At 48.3% G+C, this 16,128-nt stretch carries 16 protein-coding genes; 8 read left to right on the top strand and 8 right to left on the bottom strand.

The window, feature by feature from the left end; translation table 11 throughout:
- Positions 1–23: 23 nt before the first annotated feature.
- Together rpmA and rplU are read right to left on the bottom strand one after the other, a co-directional pair.
- Complete coding sequence (rpmA, locus tag AC5JLB_RS14820; protein ID WP_495695111.1) at positions 24–290, bottom strand: 50S ribosomal protein L27; 267 nt, start codon at positions 288–290, stop codon at positions 24–26.
- Between the two features lie 61 nt (positions 291–351).
- Entirely contained in the window at positions 352–693 is a 342-nt protein-coding gene (gene rplU / locus AC5JLB_RS14815) for a 50S ribosomal protein L21 (RefSeq protein WP_495874596.1), read from the bottom strand.
- Between the two features lie 470 nt (positions 694–1,163).
- Between rplU and AC5JLB_RS14810 the strand changes: the two genes are divergently transcribed.
- Positions 1,164–3,134, top strand: coding sequence for a PA14 domain-containing protein (locus AC5JLB_RS14810; protein WP_495874595.1), 1,971 nt, complete (start codon positions 1,164–1,166; stop codon positions 3,132–3,134).
- Between the two features lie 177 nt (positions 3,135–3,311).
- Here AC5JLB_RS14810 and AC5JLB_RS14805 read toward each other — a convergent pair whose 3' ends face one another.
- Positions 3,312–5,549, bottom strand: a complete 2,238-nt coding sequence (locus AC5JLB_RS14805) for an NACHT domain-containing protein (protein ID WP_495874594.1) — start codon at positions 5,547–5,549, stop codon at positions 3,312–3,314.
- Positions 5,550–5,709: 160 nt separating this feature from the next.
- Between AC5JLB_RS14805 and AC5JLB_RS14800 the strand changes: the two genes are divergently transcribed.
- A complete protein-coding gene (locus AC5JLB_RS14800; protein WP_495874593.1) occupies positions 5,710–5,895 on the top strand; it encodes a hypothetical protein in 186 nt (61 codons plus the stop codon).
- 31 nt (positions 5,896–5,926) lie between these two features.
- Here AC5JLB_RS14800 and AC5JLB_RS14795 read toward each other — a convergent pair whose 3' ends face one another.
- Entirely contained in the window at positions 5,927–6,787 is an 861-nt protein-coding gene (locus AC5JLB_RS14795; protein ID WP_495874592.1) for an Rpn family recombination-promoting nuclease/putative transposase, read from the bottom strand.
- A gap of 250 nt (positions 6,788–7,037) precedes the next feature.
- On the opposite strand from AC5JLB_RS14795, the gene AC5JLB_RS14790 reads away from it, so the two are divergent.
- From AC5JLB_RS14790 to AC5JLB_RS14765, 6 genes are all read left to right on the top strand, one after another.
- Entirely contained in the window at positions 7,038–7,901 is an 864-nt protein-coding gene (locus tag AC5JLB_RS14790; RefSeq protein ID WP_495874591.1) for a PRC-barrel domain-containing protein, read from the top strand.
- 88 nt (positions 7,902–7,989) lie between these two features.
- Positions 7,990–8,799, top strand: coding sequence for a M15 family metallopeptidase (locus AC5JLB_RS14785; protein ID WP_495874590.1), 810 nt, complete (start codon positions 7,990–7,992; stop codon positions 8,797–8,799).
- A gap of 202 nt (positions 8,800–9,001) precedes the next feature.
- Entirely contained in the window at positions 9,002–9,685 is a 684-nt protein-coding gene (locus AC5JLB_RS14780; RefSeq protein ID WP_495874589.1) for a M41 family metallopeptidase, read from the top strand.
- Positions 9,686–9,698: 13 nt separating this feature from the next.
- Positions 9,699–10,307, top strand: coding sequence for a Uma2 family endonuclease (locus AC5JLB_RS14775; RefSeq protein ID WP_495874588.1), 609 nt, complete (start codon positions 9,699–9,701; stop codon positions 10,305–10,307).
- Between the two features lie 190 nt (positions 10,308–10,497).
- Positions 10,498–11,037: an NADPH-dependent FMN reductase gene (locus AC5JLB_RS14770; protein ID WP_495874587.1), complete on the top strand. Its 540-nt coding sequence runs from the start codon at positions 10,498–10,500 to the stop codon at positions 11,035–11,037.
- A gap of 45 nt (positions 11,038–11,082) precedes the next feature.
- Entirely contained in the window at positions 11,083–12,900 is a 1,818-nt protein-coding gene (locus tag AC5JLB_RS14765; protein WP_495874586.1) for a M3 family oligoendopeptidase, read from the top strand.
- Positions 12,901–13,026: 126 nt separating this feature from the next.
- Here the strand turns inward: AC5JLB_RS14765 and AC5JLB_RS14760 are convergent, their stop codons facing one another.
- The 4 genes from AC5JLB_RS14760 to AC5JLB_RS14745 all read right to left on the bottom strand — a co-directional run bounded on the left by AC5JLB_RS14760 (position 13,027) and on the right by AC5JLB_RS14745 (position 16,125).
- Positions 13,027–13,461, bottom strand: coding sequence for a PEP-CTERM sorting domain-containing protein (locus tag AC5JLB_RS14760; protein WP_495874585.1), 435 nt, complete (start codon positions 13,459–13,461; stop codon positions 13,027–13,029).
- Positions 13,462–13,708: 247 nt separating this feature from the next.
- Entirely contained in the window at positions 13,709–14,872 is a 1,164-nt protein-coding gene (locus AC5JLB_RS14755) for an LL-diaminopimelate aminotransferase (protein ID WP_495874584.1), read from the bottom strand.
- Between the two features lie 15 nt (positions 14,873–14,887).
- Positions 14,888–15,220: a thioredoxin family protein gene (locus AC5JLB_RS14750; RefSeq protein ID WP_495695101.1), complete on the bottom strand. Its 333-nt coding sequence runs from the start codon at positions 15,218–15,220 to the stop codon at positions 14,888–14,890.
- 113 nt (positions 15,221–15,333) lie between these two features.
- The gene (locus AC5JLB_RS14745) at positions 15,334–16,125 is read right to left on the bottom strand and encodes a PspA/IM30 family protein (RefSeq protein ID WP_495874583.1); all 792 of its coding nucleotides are present in this window, start codon (positions 16,123–16,125) and stop codon (positions 15,334–15,336) included.
- Positions 16,126–16,128: the final 3 nt, after the last annotated feature.

Below are 16,128 nucleotides of genomic sequence, written 5' to 3'. Positions count from 1 at the left end.
TCATAAACTTGAATTTCAGAAGTCTAAGCTTCAACCGCAGTAGGGTAAACGCTAATCTTCTTACCACTCTTACCGCGTCTTTCAAACGTCACAATTCCTTCGATCAACGCAAACAGCGTATCATCGCTGCCCCGACCGACATTGTTTCCAGGGTGGAATTTCGTGCCGCGCTGACGCACTAAAATGTTGCCCGCCTTCACAACCTGACCGCCGTAACGCTTAACGCCCAAACGCTGAGCATTAGAATCGCGTCCGTTGCGAGTACTTCCTGTACCTTTCTTATGAGCCATGATTCCCTCTATTGCTTTCTCGTTGATCTTACCGTCTGTCGAAGAGTCGGGCTAAGTTTGCCTAGCCTGCTGCCGTCAGCGTTTCACCACCAATGGTGATCGACTCCACCATCAAGCGACTCAATTCTTGACGATGACCGCGCTTTTTGCGAGTTTTCTTCTTGGGCTTCATTTTGTAAACGAGTACCTTGCGCCCGCGCAGATGACGCATGATCTTAAACTGCACTGATGCACCTTCTACAAGGGGTTCACCAATGCTAATGTCTCCTTCGTTGTTGACGAACAGCACTCGGTCGATCGTGATTTGAGAATCCGCCTCTCCGACAATCCGATTGAGGTCATAAAATCGACCGTTTTCGACGCGCAGTTGTTGTCCGCCTGCTTCAATAATCGCGTAAAGCATGTGTTTGTCCTTAATAAAAGCCGTACAGGTTAACTCGCGTTGGCGAATTATTAGAAGAACCTGATCCGAGCCAAAAAATAATCAATCAGTTTACCAGTATGGCGAATATCAGTGTAAACTGTCAACCGATGATTACTTGGATAAATAACTACAAAGGACTACATAGCCTTATGTTGATAATCTCCAGTTTTGCATAGTCTTGCAACGCTTTCATAGTGCTTGTTTTAGTCTAATTTAGGAGTGTATGTAATGCAGAAATTAAGCCTTTCATACGGACATGTGTGTATAGTTAAGCCCAACCTGGGCTAAATAAATGCGCGGCGAAGTCCTTTGCTATATCGACATGATTTGCTTCACGAGGTCGGCATTGAAGTTGGAACGATAAGGCTGAACCCTTTCCAGGGTTCTACTACAGGGTGCATTTGCCTTAGAAACTCCACCGCTCTAAATCTGCTCGGAGAAATTTATAGATGTCGAATCCCAATTCTGGCGTCCTAGAGGATAGCCTTAGCTTTAGCGCGATCGCAAATACTAGAAACACCATAACTGGAGCGACTAACTCAAATTTATTCAACGATTCCACTGGCTCACAAAATCTCACAGGCAGTAGTAATCTCTCCCGAAGTTCTAACGGCGGCCAAGGGTTACAGGCTCAGTATTACGAAGGTCAGGATCTCACAAATCTAAAATTAACTCGAATTGATTCAACGGTAGATTTTGACTGGGCATCTAGTTCTCCAGATGCTTCCCTTAAGCCAGAGCATTTCTCAGTTCGCTGGACAGGTCAGATTCAGCCCAAATACTCCGAAACCTACACGTTCTATACTTATTCAGATGATGGCGCTCGGTTATGGGTTGACGGGCAACTCCTGATTGATCATTGGACAGATCACGCACCAACCGAAGACAAAGGAACCATTGCTCTCGCATCTGGACAGAAGTATGACATCAAGCTGGAATACTACGAAAACAGCATGGGAGCTGTCTCAAAGCTCTTATGGTCTAGTGGCAGCCAAACCAAAGAGATTGTTCCTCAGAGCCAACTTCATGTTCCAGCGACAGATTACGAGTCAACGCCATCACCAGCAGCAAGTTCAACGTTTGATGGCATTACAACTACTGTAGATTGGGCAGATGTAGAGGGTCCAACAACAGGACTCGGATTCGGACTCAACGCTTTTCAAGGCTTTCGTCCTGAAAGCTTTAACAGTGCCGCCTACAAAAGCAATATGTCCTTGATGAATCCAGGGTTGATTCGGTTTCACAATGCTAGTGCGATGCAGGACTCCAGCACCCCTGACGGATTGATTGACACGGCTCATCGCACCTGGGATACCACCAAGATAAAACAAGCGTTAGAGTCTTCATTCTCCTCGTTTGCCACCAGCGACCCTGAGCGCATGATTAACATTCCCACTTGGCCTAGCTGGATGGATGCTAATAACGATGGTTTCCTTGATGCCAATCAGTTCGACAATTACGCCCAACTCTGTGCCGATCTGGTTAAAATCGTCAACCAGGACTCGCACCTCAAAGTCAAGTATTGGGAAGTCACCAACGAGAAAGACGACTCTTATTTCACTCGGTTCCACACTGAAAGCGGCTGGGGTGGACTCAAAAACCCCGCCCAACCCGATCGTCTGAATGAGCTGATCGAGATTTACAACAAAGCGGCTGTCGCGATGAAGCAGGCTGATCCCACAATTCAAGTTGGAGGACCAGGGATGGCACGGTCAGATCTGCAACCGTTCTATGTCCCCTTCATCCAGGGCACTAAAGCGAACCTTGATTTCTTTACCTACCACCACTATGCCACTGGTAGTGCTTCCACAGCCGACTCCGATATTTATGCTGGTGCAATAGCGATCGGGTCAAGAACGGCCTCGATCGTTCAAGCACTGAAAGAAGCAAGTCCGACGCGAACCATTCCAGTCATGTTAGGCGAGTACAACATCAGTTGGACGTGGCAGACACGAGACCCCCGCATGACCACTCACAAAGGCGTAGTATTCGATGCTTTGGCAATGGTGAGTGCCCAGAAGAACGGCGCAGTGGCGGCTCTGGCATGGAATGAGAAAGATGGCACCTATGGCAAGATGAGCGATCAGAACGATTTGCGGCTAGGCGGAGCATTTTTACAGGTGTTGAACAATCGCTTGGTGGGCGAGCAGGTAGCGAGTTCGAGCAACAATGAGGAAGCCGTGATGACCTTTGCCGTGAAGAACTCGGCGTTAGGGTACAAGTCGTACTTGCTGATTAATCATTCGGGTACGACCCAAGCGGTGCAGACGGATGTTAGTGTCAGCAATCCAGGAACGCAGATAGAGCAATACGAGTTTTCAGAGGCAGGGTCGACTCAGAAGACCGTGAGCTGGAATGCGATCAAGGGAGGCATGACCTTACCCGCTGACTCTGTAACCTTGCTCACTTTTGCCGATTAGTCTCGATCGGTTGTATTCACGGAATAGTTTTATCTTCGAGGGGTCAATCTTTAGCGTTGTTGTGTTGCAAAGATTCATTGATGGCCCCTCTTTTCGTACTTTAACTTAAGCTTCTAAAAAAATTAGATGCGTTTTTTGCCTTGTACATTAGTGGATCAGGATAAAGAACAGGAAACATTAGGCCGACTCAATGCTTTTCTCATATATCTCAGGTTGGCGTTGCCGGAGCGTGGCGATGGGTAACAGCAGGTTGTCTTCAATTTCTTGACGCACCATATCGCTGACGGCTCCAGGTTCCTTAAGCAGTTCGACCAGAAATTTGTTGGCATCATGGTAGCTCTGTAGAGCCTGTTCTTGTGATTCATTGAATTGCCAGTCGTGCCCGATGTTGCGATGCTCGATCATCACCTGACGCAATTTCTCGGGCCAAACCTGTCCGTTCGTTCTCCACAAGTACTGGACATTTTCCTGGTCTTGCACAGAGAAGTCTTCTGGTAAATGCTCCGTAAGCCGCTGAAGCTTATTTGCCAATATGGGGGTGTAGTTGAGGTTGAGGGCGAGAGCAAAGGCAAGGGCGAGGTTTCGGGCAAGAGCAACGAGGTTTTGGTCACGGTCGAGAGAGCGGTGGAGGGCGAGGGTGAAGGCGAAATCGCAGGCAAGGTCGCAGACAAGGGAGAGATCGGGAACAAAGTCGCGATAGAGAGCAAGGTCGACGTAAAAACTGCGAATGGCAGAAGGCTTATAGGGTGCATTGACGAATTCAGCTTTTGCCTGAACCCACGCGAGAAATCCTTGTAGTTTGGCATCTCCTGAGACAGAGCAATCGATTGCCTGTTTGATTGACTGAAACAATCGATCTGCTGGCTGCTGAGATTTAATTGCTAGCTTAACAACACTCTTCCATCGTTCATCAGCCATTTTTTCTGCCCAACCTGAGTCCTGTTGAGGTTGAGTGAGCCATTGGGCTGTGAAATACTCCTGAAAGGTAAGATGAGAAAACGACCACAGTTCATCTGCTCTTTCCACTAACAATCCGTGCTGAGCTTCAATAGCTTTCAATACCGCTTCCCCTTCCCGTGCATTCGCAAGGTTGAGAAAGTTAGCAATCTGTCTTGCTAGATCTGTCTGCTCAAACAGCACAAAGTTATCCGAATTCTCAAATTTCCGAGCCGCAATCTCGATCAGGAGTGCTTCCTTCTGATCAAGGGTTAGTTTCCGATAGACTTCCTTACCAACTTCCCATACAGGGATCTCTTTACGATCATTCCACTTCTCCAACAGCAGCCGAATTCCCTTTCGATAGAGCGAAGCCGTTTGAGCAGGCAAATCTCTTTCATCCTGCAACACCAAACACATCAAGCTCAACAGCACAGGCGTCGCTGTGAGTTCCTTCAGTGCTGAATTCTTTTCCATTGCATCCGAAAATGCCAGCCACTGTTGAGTAATGTCTGCTTCGGTTCGTCCACTGGCACGAAACCAATTTTCTACAAATTTCTTTACCTGCTTCGTGTTGAAGTCTGCGACCTCCACGGAAGTAAAGCCCTGCGGAATGACTTCAATAATCTGAGTGCGACAAGTCAGAATGAACCGATTGCCCGAATGTTTCGGTTCCTGAGCAAGGCTACGAAGCTGTTCTTGCACATTGCGTCGAAAGCCACTGAGCGGCACTTCATCTAATCCATCCATCAAAATCAGCAGTTTGCCTTGCTCTAAAAGGGTTTGCGTTTGCTGATTTTCTAGGCTTAATTCCTCCGAAATCGCCTCCAATAAATTCCATTTTTTTGATTGAATTGCGGCGAATTCAATCAAGACCGGAATCAAGTCCGGCTGAAATTTGCCATTGCTGCAATCCACCGCTAAATGCTGGAGAAACGTCGTTTTTCCCGCTCCCGGTTTTCCTTGAATCAACAGCCTAGCGTTATCGTTTGCAACTTTCATCCCTTCATTACATTTAATGCGATCGCCCAATCCCAAACGATCGTTCCGCAAATCAAACGACTTCAACAACGTAGATCCTGAAACGTGAAATGTGCGGGGAGAGCGGTTCAGCAACCACACATCAACATAAAGCTGATCAACTTCAATCTCAGTCTGGTTCAGAAGTTGGATTGTGCCATGTTGATAGAGAATTTTCTCGCAGCAGCGCGATCGTACTTCTTCAATCCAATCCTCCTCATTAGAAGCGATCGCAGGCTCAGAAAAAACTTGCCAATCTTTCTCATCCAAGTACAGGGCAAAAGCAATTTTGCGAAACTCAGCTTCGCGTACAGGCTCACACTTAAAAAAAGCTGTCAATGTTGTTCGGGAGACCTTGCGGTCTTCTGCTAACTTCGATTTGTTTCCATCAAAGTACCTCTGCAAAGCATCGTTCGCTTTTGTCCAATTGGTTAGTGTCAGCTTGCGCGATCGCTCCATTCATCCCGCCACGTCGTTATTTCAACATATCTTTTATTCTACCTACACGAACATTCCTGGACATCCCTACACAATGTTGGACACTGCCTGAACATCGCTGAACATCTTGGCATACAAGGCTTTTGCGAAACTCAGGGGACAGCTATTCAGGAATCCGATCATGAACTCCTTCAATCTTCGCCGCCCCGTTACGATCGTTCTAACCACCCTTGCCGGAGCCGCGTCGATTTACCTCGCCACACTTCCCAACCCCACCCAACCTCAAAAAGACTTGGGACACACTACCAATCAGATTTTCCTCGTCGGTAGCCAGTCACTTATGAAGCGCTCTCCCAGAAAAAAGTGAAATTGGGCAATTCCCGGAGTGCGATCGCTCTTCATTCAGATTGCCTTAGCTGTTGGATTTCTTCGATTGTGAGATCGGTCATTTGTGCGATCGTAGCGTCATTCATTGCGCCAATCATCCGTCGAGCAACCTCTATCTTTGCCTGTCGTTCCCCCTGCTGAACACCCTGTCGGAGCGCTTGCTTAGTCGCTTTGACGATCGCCCCACGCTGATCTTGAATAAAAAAGATCTGATGCTCCAACTCATCCAATTCTTCTGGCGTCAGAGTCGCTTGATTCGCCATCTCAAACGCCTGCTGTATCTCTACAACTTCGCCCATCGTTTCGGGCACTGTGCGTAAATCTGGTGCATGTTGCAGAAAATAAATCCACTTATCCGTTAAAGTTTCTAGCTCCTCTAGCGATCGCTTGAATTTTGGTAACTCCACAAACACTAACTCCAAGTCGTTCATCGGGTAGCTCACCAAGCAGTCCTTTTCCTTTAGCACAAAGTGAGAAATAGGCGTCTCGATGTCTTCAAACATCTCAAAGTCCGTGATCGTCAGGGCAATCACCGGATTCAAGGCGGAATACGCTTCTCCAGCACTCAGTTGAATCGAGTAGGCTTTGGCAGCGTTGTAGAGAATGCGTTTCTCAAACCCTTCAACGTTTAATACCTGCATTTCGATGATCACCGTTTCACCACTGCTCAAGAGGGCTTTAACATCAAGATAGGTGTCTTTCACGCCGCGAATTTTAGGCGCTTGGTAGGGGTTTAGAATAGTCAGATCCTGCACCGTCGGTTGTCCTTGGTAGAGAATGCCATTGAGGAAGCTAATCAAAATGGCGCGACTTTGCTCAGAGCCAAAGATCTTCTTAAAGGCAAAATCAGTTTTGGGATTGATGAAGACCATAACCGCTTCCCTAACAAACTGCCCAATGAATTCAGCTTAGCCTAAGAAAGCGATTCCTTCGGGCGTTGTGACTTGCGCTCATCGCACTGCAAAAAACCGCCCAATCTTAAACAAACTTGGACAAACTAAATTAATTGAAGCAAGGCTTTGATTGAATGGCTTTGATTGAATAAAGAGCGTTTGCCTCGTCAGACAAAGATTACACTGATAGTAGAGATTTGTAGGCTTCTCTCCCTAATTCAGTGTACCTATGTCGAAGCAGCCAGACGCCGTCAAGCACAGTGACTTGTTAAATCAGGTTGTCCTCGAACGCCGCTCAATGCAAGAATTTGGACAACTTGAGGTGCTATGGACTTACCCTCAAATGCATCGGGTATTAGGGTTTATCTGTCGATCGGGCTGGCTCGGCTCGAAGAAAACGGCCTTTAATTTAGATCAATTAGATGCGATCGGGGCGAACGGAATCCTGGTGAACTCGAAGCCAGTTGACACCGACGCCGAAAAAGTTCGTCAGATTGAATCGCTAGTGGGCTGGGAAGTCTGGACAGACAACGGCGAGCGAACTGGAAAGATTATTGATTATTTATTTGATCTTGAAACAGGCGAGATCGAGCATTACCTCTTTACCTCCAATAGCTTAGGCGGCATTGCGGGCAGCATTTACATGCTGCCCTCTAACTATATTCTCAGCTTTGGCAATCGTCGCGTCTTAGTGCCTGCGGGCGCAGCGCGATCGTTTGCGCTTTACCGAGAAGGCATCCAAGAAAAGTTCTCGAAAGTCACTGAACTGTTAAAAGAAGAGAAGAGCCACCTGACCCAGGATGTGCGATCGCTGTTTGGGCAAGCCAAGGAACGAGCCAAACTGGTTGCTGAACAAGCGAGAGAAAAAGCTAGAACTGTCGTCGAGCAGGTCGATGGACTGATTGACGATATTGATCTAGACGATGCCTCACAACCTCCCGTTTCTACCACTCGCAACGAACCCGCTCCTTGGGATGACTGGGACATTGACGCTCCCAAACCTCCCGTTCAAGAACCGCTTAAAAAGCCTGTAAAACCGCCGCAGCCTAAGCCCTCTAATGATTCGTGGGATGATGACGATGCTTGGCTTTAGCTTCATATTCCTCTTTCTGACCGACTACTTTCTGACATACTAATCTGACATACTAAATAGATACCCAACGACATTCAGGAGATATTGCTTGAGTAACGCTGGTCTGCCGGGAAAACCTCCCAAAGATTCAAATCCCTCGTTTGATGATATTCCGGTTGCTGAGCGTGAAACCGTTGAAGTTCCGTCAAAGCCGCGTCGCAATTTGACTGGATTGATTGTGGGAGTTGGCGCGATCGCGCTTGCTGCCTCTGGATTGGTTGCTTACCAATATCGCTCTACTCTGTCTTCGATCGCGTCTAATCCGATCTCTCCCAGTCCTGAAGCCTCTCCCAGTGTCAGCCCAACTGATGCCGATGGGCGGCTGCTCAATCACTACACCTATGCCGAAGCGCCTCAATCTGAGCTAGAGCCAATTAGTGACGACGGAGAGATAAAGCTGCGTTCTAGTGCTGCGAAAGCCTATCGAGAAATGGTCAATGCCGCTTCAGCCGATCGGGTTGCGTTGGTTCCACTCTCTGCGTTTCGATCGATCGCTGAGCAGCAAGACGTGTACTTCAATGTGAAAGCGGAGCGCAATCAGAGTGTCCAGCAACGAGCAGAGGTCAGCGCACCGCCCGGGCACAGCGAACATCACACGGGATATGCGATCGATATTGGTGATGGCAATACGCCTGCAACAAATCTCAGCCCCACCTTTGAAGAGACGGCGGCCTACAAATGGCTGCAAGCCAATGCTGCTCGATTCAATTTTGAGCTTTCTTTTCCAAAAGGTAATGGGCAAGGCGTGAACTATGAGCCTTGGCATTGGCGATTTGTTGGCGATCAGCAAAGTTTAGAAACATTCTACAAAGCTAGACAGAACAAAGAACAGGGAGCCGAAAATACGAACAAGGGTTAAGTAAATCGGCGCTGCTTTAGGATCATGAATTAAATAAAACCGGATTTACCCTCACCCCAACCCTCTCCCGCAGGAGAGGGAGCAAGGCTCTGGTTCTCCTTCTCCTGCGGGAGAAGGGGTTAGGGGATGAGGGCAACCCGGAGCTATGCAAGTGTTGGAGTTATTCAATCCACGATCCTTAGTTTTCTTACCGTTTATTTCTATGAATCAAACTAGATTAAATCTCGCTGCAATTTCCATTTTTGCACTAACGCTTTCAGTGTTGTTGGGTCCATTGCTAAACATCTCACCGTTTGTTCCTGCGATCGCAGTCTTCGGTATTTTAAGCGTCGCGACGCTTGATTCACTGCAATGGCAGGGCAAGTTTGGCTCCGTTGTTCTAGATTGGTTCGCGAGTTTCTCACCAGATTACCGCGATCGCGTGATCCATCATGAAGCAGGACATTTTCTCGTGGCTCAACAGCTTGAGATTCCAGTGGTAGGCTATACTCTCAGCGCTTGGGAAGCGATCAAACAGGGACAAGCCGGGCAAGGCGGTGTTCAGTTCGATACACAAGAACTTGATCAGCAATTGCAGCAAGGCAAAATCTCGGCGCAATGGCTCGATCGCTTCTGCACCGTTTGGATGGCGGGCATCGCCGCGGAACAAATCACGTACGGAAGTTCGGAAGGTGGAAGCGACGATCGCAGCAAATTTCGACAAATCTTGATGCAGTTGGGTATGACAGCATCTGATATCGAACAGCGAGAACGGTTAGCCGTTTTGCGAGCAAAAACGTTACTGCAAAATCATGAATCGGCTTACGAGGCGCTAGTTAGTGCATTGCAAGAACGACAAACGATCGAATCTTGCTATGAAGCCATTCACGCCACAATAGAAGCATGAATGAGAGGCATGAATGCTTCTCAATGTACCTTTTAACCAGGTTGGAATTGCAATGGTACAGACCCCTTCTAAAGCGCTAACGATCGAGGAGTTTCTGCAACTGCCAGAAACTGAACCTGCTAGCGAATACATTAACGGTCAAATCATTCAGAAACCAATGCCTCAAGGAGAACACAGCGTCATTCAAGGCGATTTGGTCGCAGCAATCAACACTATTGTTAAGCCTCAAAAGATTGCGAGAGCTTTGCCTGAGTTACGCTGCACCTTTGGTGGACGAGCGATCGTTCCTGACATTGCTGTGTTTACCTACGACAGAGTTCCTCGAAAAAATAACGGAGTTATCGCAAACCACTTCACGATCGCCCCGGACTGGACAATTGAAATTTTGTCGCCTGATCAACGTTCGACGAAGGTGATGGACAAGATTCTACATTGCTTAAGTCATGGAACTCAGATGGGTTGGATCATTGATCCGGCTGAGCAAGCCATCTTGGTTTACCCATCCCAAAAGCAGCCGATTTTAGTTTCTCTAGAAACTCCAGAATCTTTTGTTTCCGTTCCTGAATTCGCTGAAGCAGTGAAATTAACGGTAGGTGAGATTTTCGGGTGGTTGTCTCAGTAGGTTGTTCCAGTAGAGATAAGCGCTATCGATGCAAATTTGTTGGCAGAATTAAGTTTTTTTGCTACCTTAAACGTAATCATTACGAGTTCATTTTAGGACGAGGCACGAACTCTAACCCATAACGGATGAGACACAGCCTCAACTCACTCAAAATTCTGATACGTTCTCACGCTCTATAGGAACTTCTCTCATGGTCAAATTCGTTGGTATTGCAGGCAGTTTGCGCCCCGAATCATATACCTTTCAAGCCCTGACCCAAGCCGTAGACCGTTTAAAAGCCTTGGATGCAGAGGTTGAAGTGTTAGATTTACGCACAATGAATCTGCCGCTCTCAAATGGTGGTAACGACTATCCCGATCATCCTGATGTAGAACGATTGCGAACGGCGGTGAAAGAGGCAGACGGTTTGATTCTGGCGACCCCGGAGTATCACGGCAGCGTAAGCGGCGTATTAAAAAACGCGCTGGACTTGATGAGCTTTGACCAACTCGACGGAAAAGTGACGGGACTGATTAGCGTATTGGGAGGACAGCCCAACAGTAATGCATTGAATCATTTGCGGCTGATCATGCGGTGGGTTCACGCTTGGGTGATTCCAGAACAGGTGTCGATCGGGCAAGTTTGGAAGGCATTTGGACAAGATGGCAAGCTCCTGGATGAGGGTCTCGCAAAACGATTTGATCAGTTCTCCCAAAGTCTCTTGGATAACACTCGGAAGCTAAGAGGATAAGTCTGGGCTAGACACATAATGCTGTTGAAGTAAGGAATTGAACCGATGACGCAATCAGTTGAGGCGCAGGCTACGTTTCCGGTGGAGAATTCTCAGGAATGGGATTTGTCGGATCTCTATCGAGGATTTGATGATCCGCAGTTAGAACAAGATTTACAGACGTTGCAGAAGCAGGCAACCGAGTTTCGAGATCAGTTTCGAGGTCGAGTCAATACGCTATCCCCCGAACAGTTGACGGAATGCTTTAAAACGCTGGAAGCGATCGCAGAGAAATCTGGCTACCTCTATGCCTTCCCATCACTGATCTTCTCAGCAGATACTCGCAGTACCGAAGCAAAACAGTTTCTCGATCGTGTCATGGAAGCATTGACTGCGATCGAGAATCAGCTCCTGTTTTTCGATCTGGAACTGCAAGGCATTGAGGCCGATCAATTCGCTCGGTTGCAGCAAGCAACGGTTCTCAAGACTTACCAGCATTACCTGAATCGGATTGCAAACTACCGCCCGTACAAGCTCTCAGAAGCTGTAGAACAAACCCGCAATCAAGACAGTTTGACCGGACGGCAGGCATTTATTCAACTGCGATCGGTGCATCTTGGCGAACAAGAATATGAGCCTGTCACCACGACGGATGGCAAAACGGCGAACACTGACGCCGAACTTAGTGCATTACTTTATCATCCAAACCTAGAGACGCGGTACGCGGCGTATCAATCGGTTCGCAAGGTGATGAAGCAACACAATTCGCTGTATGGCTACATCCTCAACACCGTCGCGCAAGATCACAAACTAGAGAATCAGATGCGCGGCTACCCATCTACTCTGCACAAGCAACTGTTAGCCGATGAAGTGTCTGAACCTGTGTTTCGGGCCATCATGGATGGTACAGGGGCGCGATTCGATCTGTTTCAGCGCTACTATCAGTTGAAAGCCAAGGCGATCGGGCAGACCATTCGGACGTGCGATCTCTACGCCCCTTGGGACACAGAGGACAATCAAACCGCAGCGATTAGCTACAAAGCTGGAGTAGAAACGCTTTTAGCGGCATTAGATCAGTTTGATCCAAATTATGCTCGTCGTGCCGAAGAATTTTTTCTAAACAATTGGGTGGATGCGAAAGTGCGTCCCGGCAAGCGAGGCGGCGCGTTCTGCTCTTACACCTACGGTAAACACAGCTACCTGCTGCTGTCTTACACGGACGATTACAATTCGCTCTTCACCCTTGCCCATGAAATGGGACATGGACTGCACTTTGAATGGATTGGCGATCGCCAGTCGTATTTCAACAGCAATCCGCCGATGGTTTTGGCAGAAATCGCATCGACGTTCAACGAACTGCTATTGCTCGATTATTTGCTGAAGCAAGCAGAAGGCGACAAGGCATTGACGAAAACGCTGATTACTCGGCAGTTAGAAGATCAGCTCAATCTGCTGTTCCGGCAAAGTACGATCAGTCGATTAGAATTGGCAGTCCACGATCGCGCGGCTCAAGGCAGTTTTGACCAGAGTTTTGTGAACGCAGAATGGATGAAGTTGTACCAAGATCTCTGCGGCGATGTGGTGGAGGTGCTGCCCGAACATCAGTACGATTGGGCGCGAATTGGACATATCTATTTCAAGCCGTTCTATTGTTATCAGTACACGGCGTCCAATATTGTCAGCTTGGCGTGCTATCAGAAATATCTTGAGGTCGGCAAAGCGTTCATTCCAGGTTATCTAGAACTACTAGCATCTGGAGGCAGTATGGATCAGGTTGCCGCCTTGCGGCAGTTTGTCGGAGTCGATATTGAAGATGCTGCCACGATTGAAGGGGCATTGACGTATGTGGAGAATTTGCTGAATCAATTGCAGGCAACCCTTTAATACTGGCTAGACTTTCAAAAGAATTAGGTTGATAGTAAACGGGGAACAGATGTAGCGGACAAAGAGGCGCATCCGTTACATCTGCTATCAAATCTGCTGCCAACCCGATTCTTTTGGAGCAATAAGTTAGTCGTTAGAAACTCGTGGCCGTTTGATAATGATTAGTCCTGCGATCGTAATCAATCCCAGCACGACGGACGGCTCAGGAACCTCAACTCGTTTCGGGGCTAGCGGCACTTCTGACTTGATGATCACCTCATCCTTTGCGCGGAGTGCACTAAACGAATTCACGTGAGGCGCTTCGCTCTCAAGGGGTTGCTGAACAGCCTGCTGAACAAGCAATGAGGTGGAGCCAGCTTGAAGCACTTGCTGAGGTGTAAAGTCTTCTGCTGAAGGGAGAGATTGTTTTTGGCGCTCCTCGTCAACGTACTCATCATACGGTGTCGCTTGCTGAACGCTGAGACTCGCTAGCGTTCCAGCCTGAGCAGAAGCAGCCATTATTCCCATCAAGGAAAAAACGGCTGCTACATAATAAACTTTGAGCAACGATCGTTCTTGCATACACTAAGGGCAATGGTCGAGCATTAAACTAAGTAAGCTTACGAGCGAGCTTACGAAAATACACCCCAAATCAACCTTGAGTTTACAATTCAAGCCGTAGATACCGCAGAAGCTTGAAGCGACCTTTTATCAAGACTGTAGCTTCAAGCTTCTGCCTCCTAGTGTAGACAAGATGAGTACGAAAGATTACAAAGTCAAGACTAAGTATTTTCCGCAAAAATCAAGAATGTGTGAAGTTGAGTCGAGCTTAGAGAAATGTTGCAATGCGATCGACAGCTTCCTCTAAAATTTCTGGTTCATGCACCAATGCAAAGCGCACATAGCCTTCCCCTGATTTTCCAAACCCTGAGCCTGGCGACACCGCCACACCCGTCGCCTGTACAAGCTCCGTACTGAACCGAATCGAATCTGATGCCCATTGCGGCGGTAATTTTGCCCAAATATACATCGTTGCCTCTGGTGTCGGAACCTGCCAACCGATGCGATCAAGAGCGGCAATAAAGGCATCCCGACGCCGCCGGAAAATCTTGACTCCTTTCTGTACGCCCATTTGCGAACCTGCTAGAGCCGCGATCGCGCCGTTCAAGATTCCCAAATACTGATTGAAATCCACTGCCGCTTTGACTTGGCGCAACGCGCGGATCAGGTCTGCATTCCCGATCGCATAACCTATCCGAAACCCGCCCATGTGATAGGACTTTGACATTGTAAAGAACTCAATCGACACTGTTTTTTCAGGATCAGCCTGCAATATCGAAGGAACGGGCGTTTCTCCAAAATATAGGTCTGCATAGGGAAAATCGTGAACCAGCACAAGATCGTGGTGCTGACAGAACGCCACTGCTTCCTTAAAGAACGGAAGCGGTGCGATCGCGCTAGTTGGATTGTGCGGGTAGCCCAACACCATCATGCGTGACTGTGCTAAAACCGCGTCTGGAACGTCCTCTAGCACAGGCAAAAAATTATTCTTTTCCAAAAGAGACATGGCATAAACCTGCCCGCCCGCGAGATACACGCCCCCCACGTGAGACGGATAACCCGGATCAAGCAACAGCGCAAAATCGCCAGGATTCAACACCGCTAACGGTAAATGCGCCGTACCTTCTTGAGAGCCAATGAGTGGTAAAACTTCGGTCTCTGGATCAACGGGTATGCCAAATTTATGGGTATACCAACTGGCGGCAGCTTGCCGAAATGCTTTAGTGCCGTTAAACAATAAATAACCGTGGGTTGTCGGGTCGTGAAGCGACGCTGCGATCGCGTCGATCACATGTGCCTCAGCAGGCAAATCAGACGATCCCAACGACAAATCAATGATATTCCGTCCGGCGGCTTTAGCAGCAGCTTTTGCCCGATCCATATCCGCAAATACATTGGACTGAAGCCAGTCTAGACGTTTGGCAAATCGCATATCTGGTCACGGTGCTTATGCCGTCAATAGATTTTGGGTCACGAGATCTTCAAGCTTTTGTTTATTAATTGCACCTTCGGTTGACTTCTTCATCTCGCCATCTTGAAACAGCCGGAACGCCGGAACGCCTTCCACTTTATACTGAGCAACCGTTTCGGGGTTCGGATCAACTTCCATTTTGATCACTTTGATGCGATCGCCATAACTGCTGGCAATGCCATCAACCAACGGCGCTGTCAACCGGCACGGACCACACCACGACGCCCAGAAATACACGAGCACAGGCTGAGTGGCATCGAGAACTTCTGCCTTAAATTCGGGATCTGTAATGACGCGAACGCTACTCATACTGCATGGGATACTTAACAACTGCTTTACACAATTTTAAGCCCTAGCTCTCCCATTCGTGAAAGGAAAGCTAAGGCTTGTCATGGAACATTACGAAGAATTTCAATCTGCCCCTAGAGATTATCTAGCTGCTTTTTAAGATCTTCGAGTTCAGAATCAACCACCGCATCTTTAGGCACTGGAGTCTGAGTCTGAGCCTGCGTTTGAGGATTGACTTGTCCTGGCAAGGCGGCTTGCGGTTGGGCTGAGCCTGCCAACATTTGTTGCTTCATCGCTTCGAGTTCGAGATCAACATCACCCGATTCGAGACGAGCAAACTGCGATTCGAGATCTGCACCCGCCAATTCACCAGCCGCCTGCGCTCTCGCTTCCGACTGCAACACTTTGTCTTCCATCCGCTCAAAGGCAGCCATTGCTGTGTTCGTGCCCATGTTGCTGACCATGCCTTGCAGTTGCTCTTGAGCTTTTGCGGCGCTGGCACGAGCTTTCAGCATATCTTTCTTGGTCTTCGCTTCCGAAATCTTGCCTTCTAGGGCAATCAAACTGCGCTTCAGCGTCTCGACCTGCGTTAATTGCTGATCGAGTTGACCTTTTAGGGCATTCGCGGTTTCGGTGTGGGTTTTCTTGCGCTGCAAGGCTTCACGAGCGAGATTTTCATCGCCTTTTTGCAGGGCAAGCTGGGCACGTTGCTGCCAATTGTTTGACTCCGATTGAGCTTGGTTATGCTGCTGCTGCGTGCGTTTTTGGCTCGCGATCGCAGTGGCGACAGCCTGACGCAGCTGCACCAGGTCTTCCTGCATGTCGATCACAGCCTGCTCAAGGATCTTCTCTGGATCTTCCGCTTTGCTCACCATGTCGTTGACATTCGAGCGAACCACACGGCTGATACGATCAAATAACCCCATAAT

Source organism: Myxacorys chilensis (genome assembly GCF_059505265.1).
Note: the sequence above shows the minus strand (reverse complement) of the source record. Positions and strands in the feature narration are given on the sequence as shown.

Excerpts from the sequence above, each read along its gene's own strand:
- AC5JLB_RS14750 (WP_495695101.1), bottom strand. The coding sequence starts at position 15,220 with ATGAGTAGCGTTCGCGTCATTACAGATCCCGAATTTAAGGCAGAAGTT.
- AC5JLB_RS14775 (WP_495874588.1), top strand. The coding sequence starts at position 9,699 with ATGCTTCTCAATGTACCTTTTAACCAGGTTGGAATTGCAATGGTACAG.
- AC5JLB_RS14810 (WP_495874595.1), top strand. The coding sequence starts at position 1,164 with ATGTCGAATCCCAATTCTGGCGTCCTAGAGGATAGCCTTAGCTTTAGC.
- AC5JLB_RS14770 (WP_495874587.1), top strand. The coding sequence starts at position 10,498 with ATGGTCAAATTCGTTGGTATTGCAGGCAGTTTGCGCCCCGAATCATAT.
- AC5JLB_RS14760 (WP_495874585.1), bottom strand. The coding sequence starts at position 13,461 with ATGCAAGAACGATCGTTGCTCAAAGTTTATTATGTAGCAGCCGTTTTT.
- AC5JLB_RS14780 (WP_495874589.1), top strand. The coding sequence starts at position 9,002 with ATGAATCAAACTAGATTAAATCTCGCTGCAATTTCCATTTTTGCACTA.
- rplU (WP_495874596.1), bottom strand. The coding sequence starts at position 693 with ATGCTTTACGCGATTATTGAAGCAGGCGGACAACAACTGCGCGTCGAA.
- AC5JLB_RS14765 (WP_495874586.1), top strand. The coding sequence starts at position 11,083 with ATGACGCAATCAGTTGAGGCGCAGGCTACGTTTCCGGTGGAGAATTCT.
- rpmA (WP_495695111.1), bottom strand. The coding sequence starts at position 290 with ATGGCTCATAAGAAAGGTACAGGAAGTACTCGCAACGGACGCGATTCT.
- AC5JLB_RS14805 (WP_495874594.1), bottom strand. The coding sequence starts at position 5,549 with ATGGAGCGATCGCGCAAGCTGACACTAACCAATTGGACAAAAGCGAAC.
- AC5JLB_RS14795 (WP_495874592.1), bottom strand. The coding sequence starts at position 6,787 with ATGGTCTTCATCAATCCCAAAACTGATTTTGCCTTTAAGAAGATCTTT.
- AC5JLB_RS14790 (WP_495874591.1), top strand. The coding sequence starts at position 7,038 with ATGTCGAAGCAGCCAGACGCCGTCAAGCACAGTGACTTGTTAAATCAG.
- AC5JLB_RS14800 (WP_495874593.1), top strand. The coding sequence starts at position 5,710 with ATGAACTCCTTCAATCTTCGCCGCCCCGTTACGATCGTTCTAACCACC.
- AC5JLB_RS14755 (WP_495874584.1), bottom strand. The coding sequence starts at position 14,872 with ATGCGATTTGCCAAACGTCTAGACTGGCTTCAGTCCAATGTATTTGCG.
- AC5JLB_RS14745 (WP_495874583.1), bottom strand. The coding sequence starts at position 16,125 with ATGGGGTTATTTGATCGTATCAGCCGTGTGGTTCGCTCGAATGTCAAC.